18 protein-coding genes are annotated in these 18,006 nt (G+C 38.7%); 16 read left to right on the forward strand and 2 right to left on the reverse strand.

Going from position 1 to position 18,006, the window contains the following annotated elements; translation table 11 throughout:
* The first annotated feature begins 198 nt into the window (after positions 1-198).
* The 8 genes from ABFY81_RS02900 to ychF all read left to right on the forward strand — a co-directional run bounded on the left by ABFY81_RS02900 (position 199) and on the right by ychF (position 8,681).
* Positions 199-1,434 (forward strand): SfnB family sulfur acquisition oxidoreductase, encoded by a 1,236-nt coding sequence (locus tag ABFY81_RS02900; protein WP_347912978.1) that lies wholly within the window; start codon positions 199-201, stop codon positions 1,432-1,434.
* A 12-nt stretch (positions 1,435-1,446) separates the two neighbouring features.
* Positions 1,447-2,670 carry an SfnB family sulfur acquisition oxidoreductase gene (locus ABFY81_RS02905; RefSeq protein ID WP_347912979.1) on the forward strand — a complete coding sequence of 408 codons (1,224 nt, stop codon included), beginning with the start codon at positions 1,447-1,449 and terminating at the stop codon, positions 2,668-2,670.
* Positions 2,670-4,082 (forward strand): LLM class flavin-dependent oxidoreductase, encoded by a 1,413-nt coding sequence (locus tag ABFY81_RS02910; protein WP_191011318.1) that lies wholly within the window; start codon positions 2,670-2,672, stop codon positions 4,080-4,082. Before ABFY81_RS02905 ends, ABFY81_RS02910 begins: the two co-directional genes overlap by 1 nt.
* A gap of 14 nt (positions 4,083-4,096) precedes the next feature.
* A complete protein-coding gene (locus tag ABFY81_RS02915) occupies positions 4,097-4,927 on the forward strand; it encodes a MetQ/NlpA family ABC transporter substrate-binding protein (RefSeq protein ID WP_347912980.1) in 831 nt (276 codons plus the stop codon).
* Between the two features lie 13 nt (positions 4,928-4,940).
* Positions 4,941-5,774, forward strand: a complete 834-nt coding sequence (locus tag ABFY81_RS02920; protein WP_198071183.1) for a MetQ/NlpA family ABC transporter substrate-binding protein — start codon at positions 4,941-4,943, stop codon at positions 5,772-5,774.
* A 5-nt stretch (positions 5,775-5,779) separates the two neighbouring features.
* Positions 5,780-6,856, forward strand: coding sequence for an ATP-binding cassette domain-containing protein (locus ABFY81_RS02925; protein WP_347912981.1), 1,077 nt, complete (start codon positions 5,780-5,782; stop codon positions 6,854-6,856).
* On the forward strand, positions 6,837-7,496 hold the full coding sequence (locus ABFY81_RS02930; protein WP_100291418.1) for a methionine ABC transporter permease: 660 nt from the start codon (positions 6,837-6,839) through the stop codon (positions 7,494-7,496). Before ABFY81_RS02925 ends, ABFY81_RS02930 begins: the two co-directional genes overlap by 20 nt.
* A gap of 93 nt (positions 7,497-7,589) precedes the next feature.
* Positions 7,590-8,681 carry a redox-regulated ATPase YchF gene (gene ychF / locus ABFY81_RS02935; RefSeq protein ID WP_002050104.1) on the forward strand — a complete coding sequence of 364 codons (1,092 nt, stop codon included), beginning with the start codon at positions 7,590-7,592 and terminating at the stop codon, positions 8,679-8,681.
* Positions 8,682-8,724: 43 nt separating this feature from the next.
* On the opposite strand, the gene ABFY81_RS02940 is transcribed toward ychF, so the two are convergent.
* Positions 8,725-9,246 carry an Mpo1-like protein gene (locus tag ABFY81_RS02940; RefSeq protein ID WP_347912982.1) on the reverse strand — a complete coding sequence of 174 codons (522 nt, stop codon included), beginning with the start codon at positions 9,244-9,246 and terminating at the stop codon, positions 8,725-8,727.
* Positions 9,247-9,338: 92 nt separating this feature from the next.
* Here ABFY81_RS02940 and ABFY81_RS02945 point away from each other — a divergent pair, with 92 nt between their 5' ends.
* Together ABFY81_RS02945 and ABFY81_RS02950 are read left to right on the forward strand one after the other, a co-directional pair.
* Complete coding sequence (locus ABFY81_RS02945) at positions 9,339-10,046, forward strand: Crp/Fnr family transcriptional regulator (protein WP_019458926.1); 708 nt, start codon at positions 9,339-9,341, stop codon at positions 10,044-10,046.
* Between the two features lie 170 nt (positions 10,047-10,216).
* On the forward strand, positions 10,217-10,513 hold the full coding sequence (locus ABFY81_RS02950) for a hypothetical protein (protein ID WP_004702158.1): 297 nt from the start codon (positions 10,217-10,219) through the stop codon (positions 10,511-10,513).
* A 61-nt stretch (positions 10,514-10,574) separates the two neighbouring features.
* Here ABFY81_RS02950 and ABFY81_RS02955 read toward each other — a convergent pair whose 3' ends face one another.
* Positions 10,575-11,042 (reverse strand): hypothetical protein, encoded by a 468-nt coding sequence (locus ABFY81_RS02955; RefSeq protein ID WP_347912983.1) that lies wholly within the window; start codon positions 11,040-11,042, stop codon positions 10,575-10,577.
* 119 nt (positions 11,043-11,161) lie between these two features.
* Here ABFY81_RS02955 and ABFY81_RS02960 point away from each other — a divergent pair, with 119 nt between their 5' ends.
* The 6 genes from ABFY81_RS02960 to dapC all read left to right on the forward strand — a co-directional run bounded on the left by ABFY81_RS02960 (position 11,162) and on the right by dapC (position 17,953).
* Entirely contained in the window at positions 11,162-11,884 is a 723-nt protein-coding gene (locus ABFY81_RS02960) for an AzlC family ABC transporter permease (protein WP_019458924.1), read from the forward strand.
* Between the two features lies 1 nt (position 11,885).
* Positions 11,886-12,227 carry an L-valine transporter subunit YgaH gene (gene ygaH / locus ABFY81_RS02965; protein WP_004702171.1) on the forward strand — a complete coding sequence of 114 codons (342 nt, stop codon included), beginning with the start codon at positions 11,886-11,888 and terminating at the stop codon, positions 12,225-12,227.
* A gap of 130 nt (positions 12,228-12,357) precedes the next feature.
* Positions 12,358-12,747 (forward strand): tautomerase family protein, encoded by a 390-nt coding sequence (locus ABFY81_RS02970; RefSeq protein ID WP_077168467.1) that lies wholly within the window; start codon positions 12,358-12,360, stop codon positions 12,745-12,747.
* A 102-nt stretch (positions 12,748-12,849) separates the two neighbouring features.
* Positions 12,850-14,067, forward strand: a complete 1,218-nt coding sequence (purT, locus tag ABFY81_RS02975) for a formate-dependent phosphoribosylglycinamide formyltransferase (RefSeq protein WP_347912984.1) — start codon at positions 12,850-12,852, stop codon at positions 14,065-14,067.
* Between the two features lie 27 nt (positions 14,068-14,094).
* Positions 14,095-16,758 (forward strand): [protein-PII] uridylyltransferase, encoded by a 2,664-nt coding sequence (glnD, locus tag ABFY81_RS02980; protein ID WP_191011312.1) that lies wholly within the window; start codon positions 14,095-14,097, stop codon positions 16,756-16,758.
* Positions 16,759-16,783: 25 nt separating this feature from the next.
* Positions 16,784-17,953, forward strand: coding sequence for a succinyldiaminopimelate transaminase (gene dapC, locus ABFY81_RS02985; protein WP_049065929.1), 1,170 nt, complete (start codon positions 16,784-16,786; stop codon positions 17,951-17,953).
* Positions 17,954-18,006: the final 53 nt, after the last annotated feature.

Raw genomic sequence — 18,006 nt, forward strand, 5'->3', positions numbered from 1 at the left:
TACCGTACTTATAGCTCTTTTTCATATTAAAACCAGTTTAGTAATTTTTCCAGCCAATAAATTTCATAATCAATTGATTTATAATAAATTTCTATATCTATATTTATCCATTAAAAATCAAAAAAAGTGCTTTGCATTTTTATTCATAAGCTGAGCATAAGTCCTCGTTTAGTGGAAAAATATTTCTTTTGTAAGGTAATGACAGCAATACAAGGTGTCATTATGTCTAATTCTCTATCTAAAACGACGGCATACGTCCAAGTCATTCAAAATGATCAACAAGCCATTAATGCTGCTTATCAAGTGGCTGATTTTGCTTTAGAGGGTCGTAATACACGTGATCAACAACGCCAACTTCCTTTTGAGCAAATCGAAAGCTTTAGTCAAAAAGGTTTAGGAGGAATTCGCATTGCAAAAAAATATGGCGGTGCTTTTGTGTCTAATAAAACTTTGGCTCAAGTCTTTCGTATTTTAAGTAAAGGCGATGCCAATGTTGGTCAAATTCCACAAAATCAAATTAGTCTGTTAAACCTCGTCGAGATCTTGGGCACAGAACAACAAAAACAATTTATTTTTTCAGAAATATTGGCAGGCAAACGTCTTGCTAATGGTGGACCAGAACGTAATACACATGACTCAAAAACGCTAAAAACCACGCTTACCATTGAAAACGGTAAATACATTTTAAACGGTGAAAAATTTTATTCGACTGGAACAAGTTTTGCGCATTGGCTCGCAATTAAAGCGGTTCATCCAGAAGGTCATGTGGTTTTAGTGATTGTGAATCGAGATGCTCAAGGTATTGAAGTCATTAATGACTGGAATGGCTTTGGTCAGCGTACGACAGCGAGTGGTACGGTTAAATTAAATCATGTTGAAGTCAATCCTGAACTTATTTTTGACGAACGCTTATTGACTCAAACTCCTACTTATCGCGGTGCCTATTCTCAGTTATTACAAGTAGCCATTGATGTTGGGATTGCGGAAGCTGCATTTGAAGATACTTTATCGACTATTCATAAAGCACGCCCAATTATTGATGCAAATGTTGAAAAAGCCAGCTTTGAACATTACACCCTGCAAGAAGTAGGTAAGTTAAATATTTTGCTCGATGCTGCAATTCTACTACTTGATGAAGCTGCTGAATATTTAGATGAACTTGACCAACTTCAAACTGTGACTGATGAACAAGTAGCAAAAGCTTCAATTTTGGTTGCTGAAGCAAAAGTCTATGCCAATGATGCAGCTCTACAAATCTCTGAAAAACTACTAGAACTAGGCGGTAGTCGTTCAAGCTTAAGCCAACACAATTTAGACCAACATTGGCGAAATGCCCGTGTACATACCTTACACGACCCTGTTCGCTGGAAAATACATGCCATTGGCAATTATTACCTTAATGGTCATTTCCCTGCCCGCCATGCCTGGATTTAAGGAGAAATTGTCATGACTTCATATCAATCGGTTCAAACAAAGCAAACATCGGCATCTGGCCAGGCACACATTATTCAAAATGATGCTGAAGCATTAGAAGTTGCCAAACAGTTTGCTGAGCAATTTAAAAAAACCGCAGTTGAGCGAGACTCTAAACGAATTTTACCGTATACCGAAATTGATGCTTTGAGCCAATCTGGTCTTTGGGCAATTACAGTGCCAAAGCAATATGGCGGTGCTGAAGTTTCAAGTCATACCGTTGCTAAAGTGATTGCTCTTTTAAGCGGTGCAGATGGTTCAATCGGACAAATTCCACAAAATCATTTTTATGCTTTAGAAGTATTGCGCAATACTGGTACAGAAGCTCAAAAACAACGTTTATACGGCGAAGTTTTAAATGGCACTCGCTTTGGTAATGCACTTGCCGAGTTTAAAACTAAAACTTCAACTCATAAACAAACCAATATCCGTCCTCACGAAAATGGATATCTGATTCAGGGTGAAAAGTTTTACTGCACAGGAAGTTTATTTGCTCACCGTATTCCAACCTTAGTTTTAGATGATGCGGGTCGAGAATACCTAGCCTTTGTAAAAAGTGGTTCACAAGGATTGAAACTAGTTGATGACTGGTCTGGTTTTGGTCAGAAAACCACAGGTAGCGGCACTGTTAAATTTGATCAGGTTTTTGTCGATGCAGATGATGTTATTCCTTTTGATACTGCATTTTTACAACCAACCTTAGTGGGTCCTTTTGCGCAAATTATGCATGCATCAATTGAGGTAGGCATTGCACGTGCAGCCTTTAAAGAAAGTTTGCAAAGAGTGCATCAAGCGCGCCCATGGATTGATTCAAATGTAGAAACTGCAAATCAAGATCCTTTGACAATTTATGAGCTAGGACGCATTGCTGTCGATGTACGAGCTAGTGAAGTGTTATTAAAACAGGCTGCTCAATCAATTGATGCCGCAAAAATTGAAACCACACCAGAAAGCATTGCTAAAGCATCCATCGATGTTGCCAAAGTACGTGCTCATAGTAGTGATATTGCACTCAAAGCATCCTCTAAGCTCATTGAACTTGCAGGAAGTCGTGGCAGTCAGTCACAGGATGGTCTAGACCGTTTCTGGCGCAATGCGCGCGTACATACCTTACATGATGCTGCACGATGGAAATATTACTTTATTGGAAACTATGTTCTTAACGGTGTTCTACCGCCTCGTCGGGGGACATTGTAATGGCAGATTTCAAAACGAAAGAAATTTTACTCAATGCATTTGATATGAACTGTGTTGGACATATTAATCATGGCTTATGGACACATCCACGTGATGAATCACATCGTTTTAATGAACTGAGCTACTGGACAGAACAAGCCAAAACCTTAGAAAGTGGTTTATTTGATGGTTTGTTTATTGCAGACATTACAGGTGTGTATGACGTCTATCAAAATGGTATAGATCTGACTTTAAAAGAGTCCATTCAGCTTCCGAGCCATGACCCATCTACACTCATTTCAGCTATGGCGGCAGTCACTCAAAACCTAAGTTTTGGAGTCACTGTGAACTTAAGCTATGAGCATCCATATCAGTTTGCCCGCCGTTTTGCGAGTCTCGACCATTTAACTCAAGGTCGTATTGGCTGGAATATCGTGACGGGTTATCTAGATAGTGCCGAACGCTTAATTGGTCAAAAAGGTTTAAAAGACCACGATGCTCGCTATGAACAAGCCGAAGAATTTTTAGAGCTTTGCTATAAATATTGGGAGGGATCTTGGGAAAACGACGCCGTTAAAAAAGATAAAGTACAGCGTGTTTTTACAGATCCATCTAAAGTTCACACTATTCACCACCACGGAAAATATTACCAAAGTGAAGGTGTATTTCAGGTGTCTCCTTCTGTGCAACGCACCCCGACACTGTTTCAAGCAGGTGCTTCACCAAAAGGTATGCAGTTTGCGACGCGTCATGCTGAGTGTGTATTTATTGGTGGCGACAAACCCGAAAAAATACGCGAACAAGTGAAAAAGATTCGTGCTCTTGCAGAACAGCAAGGCCGTTCAGCGGATGACATTAAAGTCTTCGTTGGCATCACCGTTGTTGTTGCCGAAACACATGATCTAGCTGTACAAAAACTTAATGAATATCGTCAGTATGCAAGTCCTGAAGCTGGCCTCGCGCATTATGCGAGTTCAACTGGCATCGACTTAAGTAAATTTGCCGACGATGAAGCGATTCCTTACCAAAAAAGTAACAGCATTGTTTCGATTACCGAAAAATTTAAAGAGCAACAAATCACGAAAAATGACTTAAAAGCTCAGCATGTTTTAGGTGGTCGTTATCCCCTCATCGTGGGTAGTGGCGAAGAAGTTGCTGAATACTTAATTCATCTTTTAGATGAGACAGATATTGATGGCTTTAATTTGACACGTACAGTTGCACCGGAGTCTCACCACGACTTTATTCGCTTGGTTATTCCTGAACTACAGCAACGTGGTCGCTATAAAACTGCATATAAAACGGGTTCACTACGGAACAAAATTTTTAATCGGGGTGATCAATTACCAGAACAACACCCTGTTCAAGCATTCCGATGTAGTCCCTATAACAACAGCAAAAACTTAACAAAAATTGAAGAAATAATCGCTTAAATTTGGAGATAGACATGGCTCAAACAGCCTCAAAAAAATGGCTAGGCGTAGGCTTAGTCGTTGTAGTGCTTTTTATTGCTTTATTCTTATGGAATAAACATCGTCAAAGTGGCTCAAATGAACTTGTGATTGGTATTAGTCCACCATTTGCAAAACCTTTACAAGCTGCTGCCGATGAAGCAAAGAAACAAGGTTTAAATGTAAAACTGGTTGAGTTTTCTGACTGGAACACACCAAACATTACCTTAAATCATGGGGATATTGATGCGAACTTTTTCCAGCATCAACCGTTCTTAGACAATGCAATTAAAGAAACTGGCTTTAAATTAAAAGCATTTGCAGTAGGTGCAGCATCACATGTGGGACTTTATTCAAAGAAATATAAAAGCCTTGATGAATTGCCACAAAACGCACGTGTAGTCATTCCAAATGATCCTGTGAACCAAGGCCGTGCCCTACTACTTTTACAGCAAGCTAAATTAATTACGCTTAAAGATTCAAATAACCATTTATCTGCACTTAAAGATGTTGTTTCAAACCCTAAAAACTTGCAATTTATCGAGGTTGAAGGACCGCAAACTGCTCGTGCAATTGATGATGTTGACTTGGCTTTTGGCTACCCACACTACTTGCGCTTAGCAAAAACAACTGACCCTGATAGTGCTCTTTTACTTGATGACAATACCAATAAACGTTATGCCATTTTGTTTGTAGTGCGTGATGACTATCAGGATAAAGGCGATAAGTTAAAGAAATTTGTTGAGATCTATCAAAACTCACCAAAAGTTAAAGCTGTGTTAGATGCTGAGATTGGGCCAAAACTTTGGTTCCCTGGCTGGAAGTAATAACGGAAAGATTATGGCAATTCAGTTCAAACAGCATAAGCCTTGGTTACTCGGAATTACGATTATTATCGTAGTTCTGGGTCTCGTCGGTTACCGTTATATTAAAAATAAACAAACCGATGATGTTTTAACGATTGGCATTAGTCCACCGTATGCTGAGTTATTACAAAGTATTGCCAATGAAGTAGAAAAGCAAGGCATTCATGTCAAACTCGTTGAATTTTCTGACTGGCGAGCACCAAATGTTGCCGTACAAAACGGTGATATTGATGCAAACTTTTTCCAGCAAAGCGTATTTCTACGTAATGCTGTAAAAGAAACGGGTTATGACTTACATGCATTTGCCGTGGGTTCAGGAAGTCATGTGGGTTTATATTCAAAAAAATATAAATCACTTAAAGACTTACCTTCAAATGCACGTATTGCTATTCCAAACGATCCCGTCAATTTAGCTCGCGCTTTAATTTTATTGCACCGTGCAGGTTTAATTCAGCTTAAAGACATTAATAATGAACTTTCAACCACTCAAGACATTATTGCTAATCCCAAGCAGCTGAGCTTTGTTGAGGTTGAAGGCCCGCAGACAGCACATGCATATAACGATGTCGATTTAATTTTCGGCTTCCCTCACTACTTAAAAATGGCAAAGGTAACCGACCCACATAGCGCATTATTTTTAGATCCAATCGATAAAAAATATGCAATTTTGTTTGTGACCCGTCGCGATTACCAAGATAAAAACCAAAAACTTGCAACCTTTGTTAAAGCATTCCAGAACTCAAAACAAGCACAAGATATTCTGGATAAAGACTTTGGCCAAGGTATGTGGTTTCAAGGCTGGAAATAAGGAGAATGACAATGGTGAGTTTTGGATCACAAGTTGATTTTTCCCTACCTCATATCAAAATTCGTGGTTTAAATAAGTTTTACCAATCGCAGGGTCAAAAACTGCATGCTTTAAAAGAGATTAACCTTGATATTCCTCAAGGTAAGATTTTAGGCATTATTGGTAAAAGTGGTGCCGGAAAATCATCCCTACTCCGCACGTTAAATGGCTTAGAACAAGTAAATACAGGCAGTATTCATATTCATCAACAAAACATTGCTGAATTGAGTCATTCCGAGCTTATTCAAACTCGCCAACGCATTGGAATGATTTTTCAACATTTCAATTTAATGTCTGCAAAAACAGTCTGGGAAAATGTGGCATTGCCCTTAAAAGTTTCCAACTACAACAAAGCAGATATCGATCAACGTGTAAATGAAGTTCTGGCACTCGTAGGTCTTGCAGATAAGTCTGGTCATTATCCATCACAACTTTCAGGCGGACAAAAGCAACGTGTCGGTATTGCACGTGCACTTGTTCACCACCCAGAAATTTTACTGTGTGATGAAGCCACCTCAGCACTTGACCCAGAAAGTACCGCTACTATTTTGGCTTTACTTAAAAAGATTAATCAGGAACTAGGCCTCACCATTGTATTAATTACTCACGAAATGCAGGTCATTCGAGAAATTTGTGATCAAGTTGTGGTGATTGACCAAGGTGAAATTGTAGAGGCTGGGCAAGTCTGGTCTGTATTTTCACGACCAGAGCAACAAATTACTCAAGAGTTACTGAACCTTGAGCAGATCACTCTGCCTTTTGAAATCAGTCCTCTACCCGATGAAGATTCAACTCATATTATTGTAAAACTGAAATATGAAGCTGAAGCACATCAGGTTCCAGATATTCAAGAACTACTTGCCAGATTTAAAGCACCCGTCAATTTATATCAAAGTCAGGTCGATACCATTCAAGGGCACATTATTGGTTCACTTTTAGTCGGTATTCCTAACGTAGAAATTGATCTTTCATCTATACGACAAGATGCATCAACTGCAATTGCACAATTTGAGGTACTTGGCTATGCACGACCAGCTCATTGATTTATTAATTACTGGAACTGTAGATACCTTACTCATGGTAGGTGCATCTGCGTTTATTGCTTTTTTAATTGGCTTACCGATTGCTGTTGTTTTAGTCAGCACTTCTGAGCATGGCATTCACCCATCACAAAAGATTAATCAAGCTTTGGGTTGGGTCATCAACATTACTCGCTCTGTACCTTTTCTTATATTAATGGTCGCTCTGATTCCATTAACTCGCTGGATTGTCGGGACAAGTTATGGGGTCTGGGCAGCCGTTGTTCCGCTGACTATTGCTGCAATTCCTTTCTTTGCGCGTATTGCAGAAGTCAGCTTACGTGAAGTCGATCAAGGCTTAATTGAAGCAGCACAAGCCATGGGTTGTAACCGTAAACAAATTATTTGGCATGTACTTTTACCCGAGGCTTTACCGGGTATTGTGGCAGGCTTTACCGTGACTATTGTGACTATGATTAACTCATCTGCGATTGCTGGTGCTATTGGTGCAGGTGGCTTAGGAGACATCGCATATCGTTATGGCTATCAACGTTTTGATATGCAAATTATGTTGGCTGTCATTTTAGTATTAATTATTTTAGTCATGCTGGTACAAGCGACTGGTGATGCATTAGCCCAGCAACTTGATAAACGTAAAGTTTAAAAGCAATACAAGCCCGTTCTAGCCATGACTTTGTCATGGCTTTCATGTAAAATCAGCGACAATTTTTAATTTACACATTTGTGAGTGGTTTTCATGGGTTTTAATTGCGGTATTGTTGGTCTGCCAAACGTAGGGAAATCTACCCTTTTCAATGCATTAACGAAAGCAGCGATTGCAGCGGAAAACTTCCCTTTCTGTACCATTGAACCAAACACAGGTATTGTTCCTGTACCAGATCCACGTTTAGACAAACTTGCTGCGATTGTTAAACCACAGCGTATTTTGCCAACTACAATGGAATTTGTGGACATTGCAGGTCTTGTTGCTGGTGCATCAAAAGGTGAAGGCTTGGGTAACCAGTTCCTTGCTAACATTCGTGAAACTGATGCGATTGCTCATGTTGTACGTTGTTTCGAAGATGAAAACGTAATTCACGTAAATGGTAAAATTGATCCATTAGACGACATCGCCACCATCAATACTGAACTTGCGCTTGCCGATCTTGAAACTGTTGCCAAAGCAATTTTACGTTTAACTAAAGTTGCTAAAGGCGGTGACAAAGAAGCTGTAGCAACTAAAGCAGTTTTAGAAAAAATCCAACCTTTACTTGATGAAGGTAAACCAGCTCGCGCAGCTGATTTATCTGATGACGAGCGTAAATTAGTTCGTGGTTTTGGTTTAATGACTTTAAAACCAACCATGTATATTGCAAACGTTGCAGAAGATGGTTTTGAAAACAACCCACACTTAGAAGCAGTTAAAAAACTTGCGGCTGAAGAAAACGCTATCGTTGTTCCTCTTTGCAACCAAATCGAAGCTGAAATTTCATTATTAGAAGATGAAGATCGTGCTGAATTCTTAGAAGCAATGGGCATGGAAGAACCAGGCTTAAACGTGGTTATTCGTGCCGGTTATGCGCTTTTAGGTTTACAAACTTATTTCACTGCTGGTGTACAAGAAGTACGTGCTTGGACAGTAAAAGTTGGTGCAACCGCTCCTCAAGCAGCTGGTGTGATTCATACCGACTTCGAAAAAGGCTTTATCCGTGCTGAAGTTGTTGCATACGATGACTTTGTACAATACAACGGTGAAAACGGCGCTAAAGAAGCTGGTAAATGGCGTTTAGAAGGTAAAACTTACGTTGTTCAAGACGGCGATGTAATGCACTTCCGTTTTAACGTTTAAGTTAAAGCTAAAAAAGCCCCAATATATTGGGGCTTTTTTATTGTTAATGACTTAAATCCATCGTCTCTCGTTTACTGCGTGCCTCTTGTAAAATACGCTCATGCAAAGGCTTTCTAAAACCCAGCATAAATATAAATTCTGCCAATACAAATAACGGCCCTATCGCGAGTCCAATCACATCATCAACAAAGGCAGGTTTTTTGTTTTCGAAATAATGTCCAACAAACTGAAAGACCCAACCCACTACAAAGAAACCAATACTTGCCGCTAACCATTGTCCTAAAGAAAGCTCGGCAATTTGGCTTGCCAATGGATACACAGCAACTAAAATAATCAGCATGAGTAAACCAAATACTTTATCTAAAATGAAGTAATAGATCGTACTAACTGCAATCAACACCATAGCTAAAGTCAGTTTGAAACTACTTATATCGATCCCAACTCTCGCTGTTAAACATAAAATTGAAAATACAATAAGCGGAATGCCAACAAAATGCGTCAAAATATTTTGATGGTTTAAATGATAAGCCGCATATTTGCTAAGCTGTTGCTCCAGATTTATCATGAGTGATTCCCTATTCATCTCCATATAGTCATACTGTACAAATACGGAAAATTTAAAGTTGTCAGCTATTTGACAAAGTAATGATTTTTTTCATGGATGGACTGATATTGGATCTTATTTATATTAATCGACTTAAAGAAAATACATGGTTTAGTGTGCTTCCAGAAGCATTCCAAAATTTTATTTTAGAACATGGTAAGCAAATTACTTTTGAAAAAAATAGTTATGTGTTCCGCGCTCAAGATATCTTTGATGGCATTTACACTGTGCTTGAAGGCTCAATTAGTTTGGGTTATGTCGATGTAAATGGTAATGAAGCTCTTTCTGCAATTGCTGAGCCAATTATGTGGTTTGGTGAAATATCGCTGATTGACCATGAACCGCGCTCACATGATGCCATTGCCTTGAAAAAAAGTACCGTTCTACATATTCCTGCCAAACCATTAAATCAATTACTCAAAGACAATCCGTATTATTGGTACTACTTTGCTCGTTTAACCAGCCAAAAACTCAGATATGTTTTTTTAGAACAGATTGCTATACAAACACGCAGTATTTCTCAAAGACTTGCTCAACGTCTTTTGTTTATTTTGGAAGGTTATGGTAATCACATTCTTATACAAGAAAGACAAATTCATATTTCTCAAGAACAATTAGCAAATATGCTCACTACCTCAAGACAGACTGTTAATCATGAGTTAAACTTATTAGAAAAGCAGAATATTATTAAAATTGCGTTCAGAAAGATTGAAATTTTAGACATAGAAAAGTTAAATTTAATCGCAAAATCTACTAGTTAAATAGATTAAAAAATCTATATAATAAAAACTTAAAATTAAATTAAAAAATTAGATAACACTGCAAAATAAAACATTGTTCAAACTCTATTTCACAAAATAAATATTCCAAAACAGAATTTTTCATCTTACACTCGAACTGAGCAATAATACTCAACAAGGCGCTGATTAACATGAAAAAATTATCAACAATTCTTACAGCTGGCGTATTGGCAATGTTAAGTGTTTCGGCATTTGCATGTCCAAAAGGAACTCAACTCCAAGGAGGAACTGGACCACATCATAAAGGCGGTAAATGTGTTGCTATGAGCGGCAAAACGACTGCTAAAAAAGAAGCTAAGAAAGATATGAATGAGAAGAAACATGCTGCTATGACTAGCGCGACTAACGCTAAACAAGAAGCAAATCAAGCTACTCATCAAATGAAACAAGATGCTGTAAAAACTGCAAACACTGCTAAGAAACCATAATTAATATTAATTTATGTGTTAAAAAAGCGAGATTTTAAATCTCGCTTTTTTATTACTACCATTATTTCGGAGATGTATTTCCTAAATTTGGGTTATCAATTGCTTCCTTACACTGCTGTTTATCACGTTCGTAGTCTGTTTGTTTTTGAGCAACTGTTTTTTCATTTTCCAGTGTTTCTCGTGCCCATACATCTAGACTAGTTAAGGCTTTTCGGCAAAGTGCATATTTTCCTTCAGTTACCGAATCTGTCATTTTTACGTTAATACGCCAGTCCGTACTCAGCTGACGTAGTGGTTTGCGAACCTTATCATTTATCTGATTAAGCTGTTTTCCATAAACTAAAGGGTCAACAGAGTTAATTAATGTCCATGCCTTTTTCGCATAGACCGTTGCATCATTAGTTAATTTCGGCGCTGGTTTAATTTCAACTTTTTTATCAGGGTTATGTCCATCATCACAACCCTGCAATATAAATGCGCTTGCACTCAGGATGGTGATATAAACTAAACGAGTCTTTGATTTGAACATATCAAACTGCCGAATTAAACATTTCGGCACTATGCTATTAAATTCGGCTACAATACTCAATCTTTCAAGTTTTTATAATTGTTTTACAGCCAAGGTGTATCGTGTCGAATCAACAACAGATGGCTGCTCAAAAAGCAACTTTTTGGCAAGGTGCCAAAGATAGCCAAGCCATCGTACTCACCTATTTACCTGTTTCTTTTGCCTTTGGCGTTTCTGCATCTCAATTTGGTTTCAGTCCTTGGGAAGCATTTTTTCTTTCTTGTTCAATGTATGCTGGTGCAAGCCAATTTCTTGTGGTTGCACTTTTGGCTAGTGGTTCATCTATTTGGTTAACGGCGCTAACAGTCATTGCACTAGATATTCGCCATGTACTCTATGGTCCAGCACTGTATAACTTAATTCCCAATAAATTAAATCTAAAAAAGACGGCTGTTTGGGCTTGGGGGCTTACAGATGAAGTTTTTGCCAGTGGAATGATTCAACTTTCACAACGTAAACAGCAGTGGTCTGAATCTTGGATGTTAGGCTTAAGTCTGTTCAGCTGGATGTCTTGGGCAACTGGTTCATTGTTAGGTGGCTTATTTGCAGATCAAGTCGCCCATCTTCCAAAATTTTTACAAGCAGCTTTAGACTTTTTGCTACCCGCTTTATTTTTAAGCTTTTTGCTCGCAGCCTTTGAGCGCAAACATACTTTAGTCGTTGCAGTATCTTTAGTCGTTTCAGCCTTGGCATGTTATTGGATTAACTTATCGGCAGCTATTTTTATTGGTATTTTTTCAGGCATTTTAGCTGGTTTATTTAAACACTATGTGCTGAAACAGCATGAAGAGGTTGAAGCCTAATATGAACTTAGAAATTATATTGGTCGGTATTATTGTCGGTATTGCCAATTTTGCTTCACGTTTTGGCCCGTTCTTCGTTATACAAAAACTACAAGGTACTCATCAAAAACGTGGCTCTGTCTGGATAAAAATTGCTTTAGGGAGTATTGGTATCTCTGCCATTAGCGCTATGCTTGTCGTAGCAACTCTGCCCCCTTTACTTGAAACTCCCAATAAGAGCTTCGCAATGTTTATGGGTTTTATAGTTTTAGCAGCTCTTTATTTTAAATTTAAGAAAATTGTTCCAGCGACTTTAACTGCTGCACTCGTTTATGGTTTGATCTACACTTATTTACCTTTATAAATAGATAAACTGATCAACCTTATATAATATATAAAAGCTAGAAGTGATTAAGAATAATAACTTCTAGCATGAAAAACTCATTTTTTAAAATTTATTAAAAGATAACACCATCTAGCGATTAGAGATAAAAATGTCACAAGTTAAAATTTATGCAAATGAACAAACCATCATGCAGTATCGAGAATTGCTTTCTCATGCTATTCATCAGGCTCTTATTGAAGAGTTGAAATATCCTGTCGAGAAAAGATTTCAACGCTTTATGAGTCTAAAACCGGAAAACTTTATCTATCCTTCAGATCGAAGCCAACACTACATCATTATTGAACTTTCAATGTTTGCTGGCAGAAGTACTGAAGCGAAGAAAAGACTCATTCAAACTTTATTTCGTAATATTGAACAGTATTGCAAAATTGCCCCACAAGATATTGAAATCACTATTTTTGAAACACCTAAAGAGAATTGGGGCATCCGTGGTCAAAACGCAGATGAAATGCGTCTAAACTATCAGGTTAACGTTTAAAAATTATCTGCATCATTGTCTGACAAAATTCATTTTTTTATGTGTGATAAGGCTTAACTCCACCATAAGTTCTGCTATGCTTAAAAAAATAATTTTGTCAGGATGATTCGCATGAGCGTGACACTCGGTACCCCACTTCAATCTTCTGCATTTAAAGTTTTATTGTTAGGTTCAGGAGAGCTTGGTAAAGAAGTTGTAATTTCCTTACAACGCCTTGGTGTTGAAGTACATGCAGCCGACCGTTATGATCACGCACCAGCTATGCAAGTTGCACATTTTTCTTATGTGTTAAACATGGCTGATCCAACTCAATTAAAACAACTCATTGAAAAAGTTAAACCGAATTTAATTGTTCCAGAAATTGAAGCAATTGCAACCGAGGTTTTGCTTGAAATTGAAGCAAATCAAACCGCTACTGTCATCCCTTCTGCTAAAGCAGTAAACCTGACCATGAACCGTGAAGGTATTCGCCGTCTTGCGGCTGAAGAACTGGGTTTGCCTACTTCTGCTTATCGCTTTGCTGACTCTTTAGAAAGTTTCCGCGCTGCTTGTGATGACATTGGTTATCCTAATTTTGTAAAACCAGTCATGTCTTCTTCTGGCAAAGGTCAGTCTCGTGTAAAAAGTTTCGATGAAGTCGATGCTGCTTGGGAATATGCGATGCAAGGTGGCCGTGTTAACCAAGGCACTGTCATTATTGAATCTCAAATTGATTTTGATTTTGAAATTACCTTACTTACTGTTCGTGCTAAAAATCCTGAAACTGGTGAAATTGAAACTCACTACTGTGACCCAATTGGCCACCGCCAAGATGCAGGCGATTATGTAGAAAGCTGGCAACCTCAACCCATGACTCCTGTTGCACTTGAAGAAGCAAAACGTATTGCAAATAAAGTGACAACAGCACTTGGTGGCTGTGGTATTTTTGGTGTAGAACTGTTTATTAAGGGTGATAAAGTTTGGTTCAGTGAAGTTTCACCTCGTCCACACGACACAGGACTTGTAACTTTAGCATCTCAGTATCAAAGTGAATTTGAACTGCATGCACGTGCCATTTTAGGTTTACCTGTAAACACAGCGCGTCACAGTGTTGCTGCAAGTGCCGTAATTTATGCTGGAGTAGACGCCAACAATTTAAGTTATAGCAATCTGAATGTAGCTTTAGCTCATCCAGACACAGACTTACGTTTGTTTGGTAAACCAGAAGGCTTCAAACGACGTCGTATGGGTGTTGCAACTGCTCGTGCTGAAAATACTGATCTTGCCCGTACTTTAGCGAAAGAAACTGCTGATCAAGTAATCGTTCAAACAAACTCTTAATTTTTATTTATTGGTAGACCCATTTTCATGATCAATACATCGCCACTGTTGAACTACGTCTCAAGTCATCATGATATTAAAGCCATTAATCAATGGCGAACGGATGTAGAAAAGCAGTTGCAGGATTCATATGAAAATGGGCAATCTATTCGTGAAATCATTAAAGCACGTTCAGATTTAGTTGATGAAGCGCTGATCTTTTTATGGAAACATGCTGAACTGGATCAGACAGGTCTAGGCCTTTTCGCTGTAGGTGGTTATGGACGCCGTGAAATGTTGCCCTATTCCGACGTCGATATCATGATTTTGTCAGAACATGAAATTACTGAAGAAAACGAAAAGCGAATTTCTACCTTTATTTCGTCATTATGGGATGTTGGAAACTTTAAACCTGGTATTAGTGTTCGAACTATTCAAAGCTGTGTTGAGCAGGCCGCTACTGATTTAACAGTTGCAACCACACTCATTGAAGCCCGTTTAATTACGGGTAACACTCAGCTTGCAAAATGGCCTCGTCGTATCGTCTCTCAGACTTGGACAGATAAAACCTTTTATGATGCGAAAATGGCAGAACAAGCCAAGCGCTACCATCAACATAACAACACAGAAAGTAACTTAGAGCCTGATATAAAAAATGCTCCGGGTGGTATTCGTGATATTAATCAGATCGGTTGGATTGCTAAACGTCATTTCCGCGTAAACCGTATCTATGATTTAGTACATTTAGGATTCATTTCAGAATTTGAATTAGCCGTTCTAGAAGAAGCTGAAAGTTTCCTTTGGGAAATTCGTCACCATTTGCATCGTTTAGCCAAACGTGATGAAAACCGTCTACTCTTTGACCACCAAAGGGAAATTGCCGCAAAGTTTGGATATGTGCGTCAAGAAGGCCAACCTGTCAATTATGGTGTTGAGCAGTTCATGAAGCGCTACTACCGTACTGCGCAACAGGTTTCGACACTCAATGAAATGTTACTCGCGTATTTTAGTGAGTCGGTCATCACACCTCGACTACCAAACTACGAACGCAAAATTGAAGTGATTAATGATCATTTTAAAATTGTCGATAACAAACTTGCCGTACAACATCATAAAATATTCGCAGAACATCCAAGCGCTATTTTAGAGTTGTTCTATATTTTAGCGAATCGACCAGATATCGAGGGTATTCGTGCTCGTACTTTGCGTTTACTGATTCTTGCAGCGAAAAGAATTAACCAAAGTTACCGTAATAATCCAGAAAACCAAGCGCTGTTTATGTCAATTATTCGCTCACCGTATCGCCTATACGATACATTGGTTGCGATGAAGCGTTATGGTGTTTTAGGAAACTATATTCCTGCTTTTGGGCAAATTATGGGGCTTATGCAATATGACCTGTTCCATATCTATACAGTCGATGCCCACACATTATTATTACTACGTAACTTAAACCGATTTAGAGAACCTGAATTCGCCAAAGAGTTCCCTGTGGTCAGTTCAGTTTTTCAGCGTCTTGCTCGCCAAGATATCGTCTTTATAGCGGCATTATTCCATGACATCGCCAAAGGTCGTGGTGGTGACCATAGTGAACTTGGTGCCGAAGATGCGATTGAGTTTGGCCGTGCACACGGATTTACAGAGCGTGAATGTAAATTAATCGCATGGCTTATTCAAAACCATTTACTCATGTCTTTGACAGCGCAGAAAAAAGATATTTCTGATCCTGATGTTGTGAAAGATTTTGCAGAAAAACTTGGCGATATGGAACATCTCGATTATCTGTACACTTTAACGGTGGCGGATATTAATGCGACAAATCCAAAACTTTGGAACACATGGCGCGCATCCCTCATGCGTCAACTTTATACGCATGCTCGTGACGTAATCCGTACTGGCTTAGGCCGCCCTGTTGATTACCAAATGCTGATTGAAGATACCAAATTTGCAGCAAGTGAATTACTGGTAAATAACTTCGCATTGGCAGATGTCGAAAAGGTATGGCAAGAACTTGGTGATGAATACTTCATTAAAGAATCTGCCGATGAAATCGCATGGCATACACAAGCAATTTTAAAACATGGTGATAATCCTGAACCATTAGTACTTTTACGTGCTCATCGTAAAGCTGCCCAAGATGCCGTTCAAATCTTTATTTATACACGTGATCAGCCAAACCTGTTTGCGACTACAGTTGCAGTGTTAGATCGCATGAATTTAGACGTTCAAGATGCAAAAATTATCACAGCAATTACTGCATTTAGCTTAGATACTTATGTTGTACTTGATCGTTTTGGTACATTGCTGACTGATCCTGAACGTGAAGAAACCGTTAAAACTGCATTAGTGAAGGCACTTAGCCAACCGGATCAATATCCGGGACTCATGCAACGCCGTATCCCGCGTCAATTGCGTCACTTTGATATTGAAAATACAGTCGACGTCACATTAAATGAAGCTTTACAGCAGAACATGGTCGAAATTTCAACACTTGACCATCCGGGCCTACTTGCACGTGTAGGTGGTTTATTTATGATGCAAGGTTTAGACATCCATTCAGCTCGAATCGCAACTTTAGGTGAACGTGCAGAAGATATTTTCTTTGTCACCAAAAAAGATGGAAAACCGCTAAATCATGAAGAGGTCAAACTCTTCTCGGAAAAACTGAAAGCTGCATTAGATGAAGCATCTAATCAAATTTGTCAGCACTGAAACTCAACTACTTGGTAACTGTTTAATGAACTCTAGCTTGTCGTTATTACATCCGTATCCGTTTGAAAAGTTAAACCAGCTTTTTAAGGATACTACTCCTGCTAATCTCCCATTGATTCCTCTATCAATTGGTGAACCTAAACACCCAGCACCAGAGTTTGTTAAACAGGCTATTATTGATAACTTCAACCATCTATCAACTTATCCAAACAGCAAAGGTTTACCTGAACTTCGCCAAAGCATTGCAAACTGGTTAACTCAGCGTTTTAAACTTAACAGCATTAGTGCTGAAAACCACATTTTGCCAGTGTCTGGTACGCGTGAAGGGATTTTCTCATTTGTTCAAGCTTTGATTAATCGTGAAGATGCACCATATGTGGTAATGCCTAACCCGTTTTATCAAATTTATGAAGGTGCAGCGTTACTTGCAGGTGCAAAGCCATATTTCATTAATTGCACAGAAGAAAACGGTTACTTAGGCGATTTTGATGCTGTGCCAGCCGAAGTGTGGGAAAAGACAGCCCTTCTTTTTGTATGTACTCCGGGTAATCCAACAGGTACAGTGCTTTCTAAAGAGCAATTTAAAAAGCTGATTGCTTTATCAGATCAATATAATTTTGTAATTGCTTCTGATGAATGCTATTCAGAGCTTTGGTTCGACCAAGCACCTACAGGTTTATTAGAAGTTTGTGCTGAACTTGGACGAGATGACTACAAAAACTGTATCGTATTCCACTCACTTTCAAAGCGTTCTAACTTACCGGGTCTACGCTCAGGTTTTGTAGCTGGTGATGCTGATTTATTAAAACCATATTTGCAATATCGTACCTATCACGGTGCGGCAATGCCAGTACAACACCAGCTTGCTTCAATTGCAGCATGGAATGATGAAGACCATGTTGAAGAAAACCGTAAGCAGTATCGTGCAAAATTTGACTTATTCCAATCTGAGCTAGGCCATTTACTACCATTACAAAAACCTGATGCTGGTTTTTACTACTGGTTAAAAGTAGATAATGATGAAACTTTTGCCAAAATGCTGATGGAAAAAGCACACATTAAAGTTTTACCAGGTCGCTATTTATCTCGTGATACTGAGCAAGGCAACCCAGGAGCTAACCATGTACGCATGGCTTTAGTGGCAGATTTAGCACAATGTGAAGAAGTAGTTAAACGCTTAAAAGCGATTCTTTAAGTCTCTTCTTACCAGTTGTATAGTCTTTTAACGATTAAGACTATACAACTGGG

Origin of the sequence: Acinetobacter sp. WA-87 (assembly GCF_039938935.1) — a bacterium.
Lineage (GTDB): Bacteria > Pseudomonadota > Gammaproteobacteria > Pseudomonadales > Moraxellaceae > Acinetobacter > Acinetobacter seifertii.

What these genes read in the sequence shown, in the direction of transcription:
- ABFY81_RS02940 (WP_347912982.1), bottom strand. Translation starts at nt 9,246, where the DNA reads ATGATAAATCTGGAGCAACAGCTTAGCAAATATGCGGCTTATCATTTA.
- ABFY81_RS02910 (WP_191011318.1), top strand. Translation starts at nt 2,670, where the DNA reads ATGGCAGATTTCAAAACGAAAGAAATTTTACTCAATGCATTTGATATG.
- ABFY81_RS02955 (WP_347912983.1), bottom strand. Translation starts at nt 11,042, where the DNA reads ATGTTCAAATCAAAGACTCGTTTAGTTTATATCACCATCCTGAGTGCA.
- ABFY81_RS02920 (WP_198071183.1), top strand. Translation starts at nt 4,941, where the DNA reads ATGGCAATTCAGTTCAAACAGCATAAGCCTTGGTTACTCGGAATTACG.
- purT (WP_347912984.1), top strand. Translation starts at nt 12,850, where the DNA reads ATGATTCGCATGAGCGTGACACTCGGTACCCCACTTCAATCTTCTGCA.
- ABFY81_RS02950 (WP_004702158.1), top strand. Translation starts at nt 10,217, where the DNA reads ATGAAAAAATTATCAACAATTCTTACAGCTGGCGTATTGGCAATGTTA.
- glnD (WP_191011312.1), top strand. Translation starts at nt 14,095, where the DNA reads ATGATCAATACATCGCCACTGTTGAACTACGTCTCAAGTCATCATGAT.
- ABFY81_RS02960 (WP_019458924.1), top strand. Translation starts at nt 11,162, where the DNA reads ATGGCTGCTCAAAAAGCAACTTTTTGGCAAGGTGCCAAAGATAGCCAA.
- ABFY81_RS02915 (WP_347912980.1), top strand. Translation starts at nt 4,097, where the DNA reads ATGGCTCAAACAGCCTCAAAAAAATGGCTAGGCGTAGGCTTAGTCGTT.
- ABFY81_RS02945 (WP_019458926.1), top strand. Translation starts at nt 9,339, where the DNA reads ATGGATGGACTGATATTGGATCTTATTTATATTAATCGACTTAAAGAA.
- ABFY81_RS02930 (WP_100291418.1), top strand. Translation starts at nt 6,837, where the DNA reads ATGCACGACCAGCTCATTGATTTATTAATTACTGGAACTGTAGATACC.
- ygaH (WP_004702171.1), top strand. Translation starts at nt 11,886, where the DNA reads ATGAACTTAGAAATTATATTGGTCGGTATTATTGTCGGTATTGCCAAT.
- ABFY81_RS02900 (WP_347912978.1), top strand. Translation starts at nt 199, where the DNA reads ATGACAGCAATACAAGGTGTCATTATGTCTAATTCTCTATCTAAAACG.
- ABFY81_RS02925 (WP_347912981.1), top strand. Translation starts at nt 5,780, where the DNA reads ATGACAATGGTGAGTTTTGGATCACAAGTTGATTTTTCCCTACCTCAT.
- ychF (WP_002050104.1), top strand. Translation starts at nt 7,590, where the DNA reads ATGGGTTTTAATTGCGGTATTGTTGGTCTGCCAAACGTAGGGAAATCT.
- ABFY81_RS02905 (WP_347912979.1), top strand. Translation starts at nt 1,447, where the DNA reads ATGACTTCATATCAATCGGTTCAAACAAAGCAAACATCGGCATCTGGC.
- ABFY81_RS02970 (WP_077168467.1), top strand. Translation starts at nt 12,358, where the DNA reads ATGTCACAAGTTAAAATTTATGCAAATGAACAAACCATCATGCAGTAT.
- dapC (WP_049065929.1), top strand. Translation starts at nt 16,784, where the DNA reads ATGAACTCTAGCTTGTCGTTATTACATCCGTATCCGTTTGAAAAGTTA.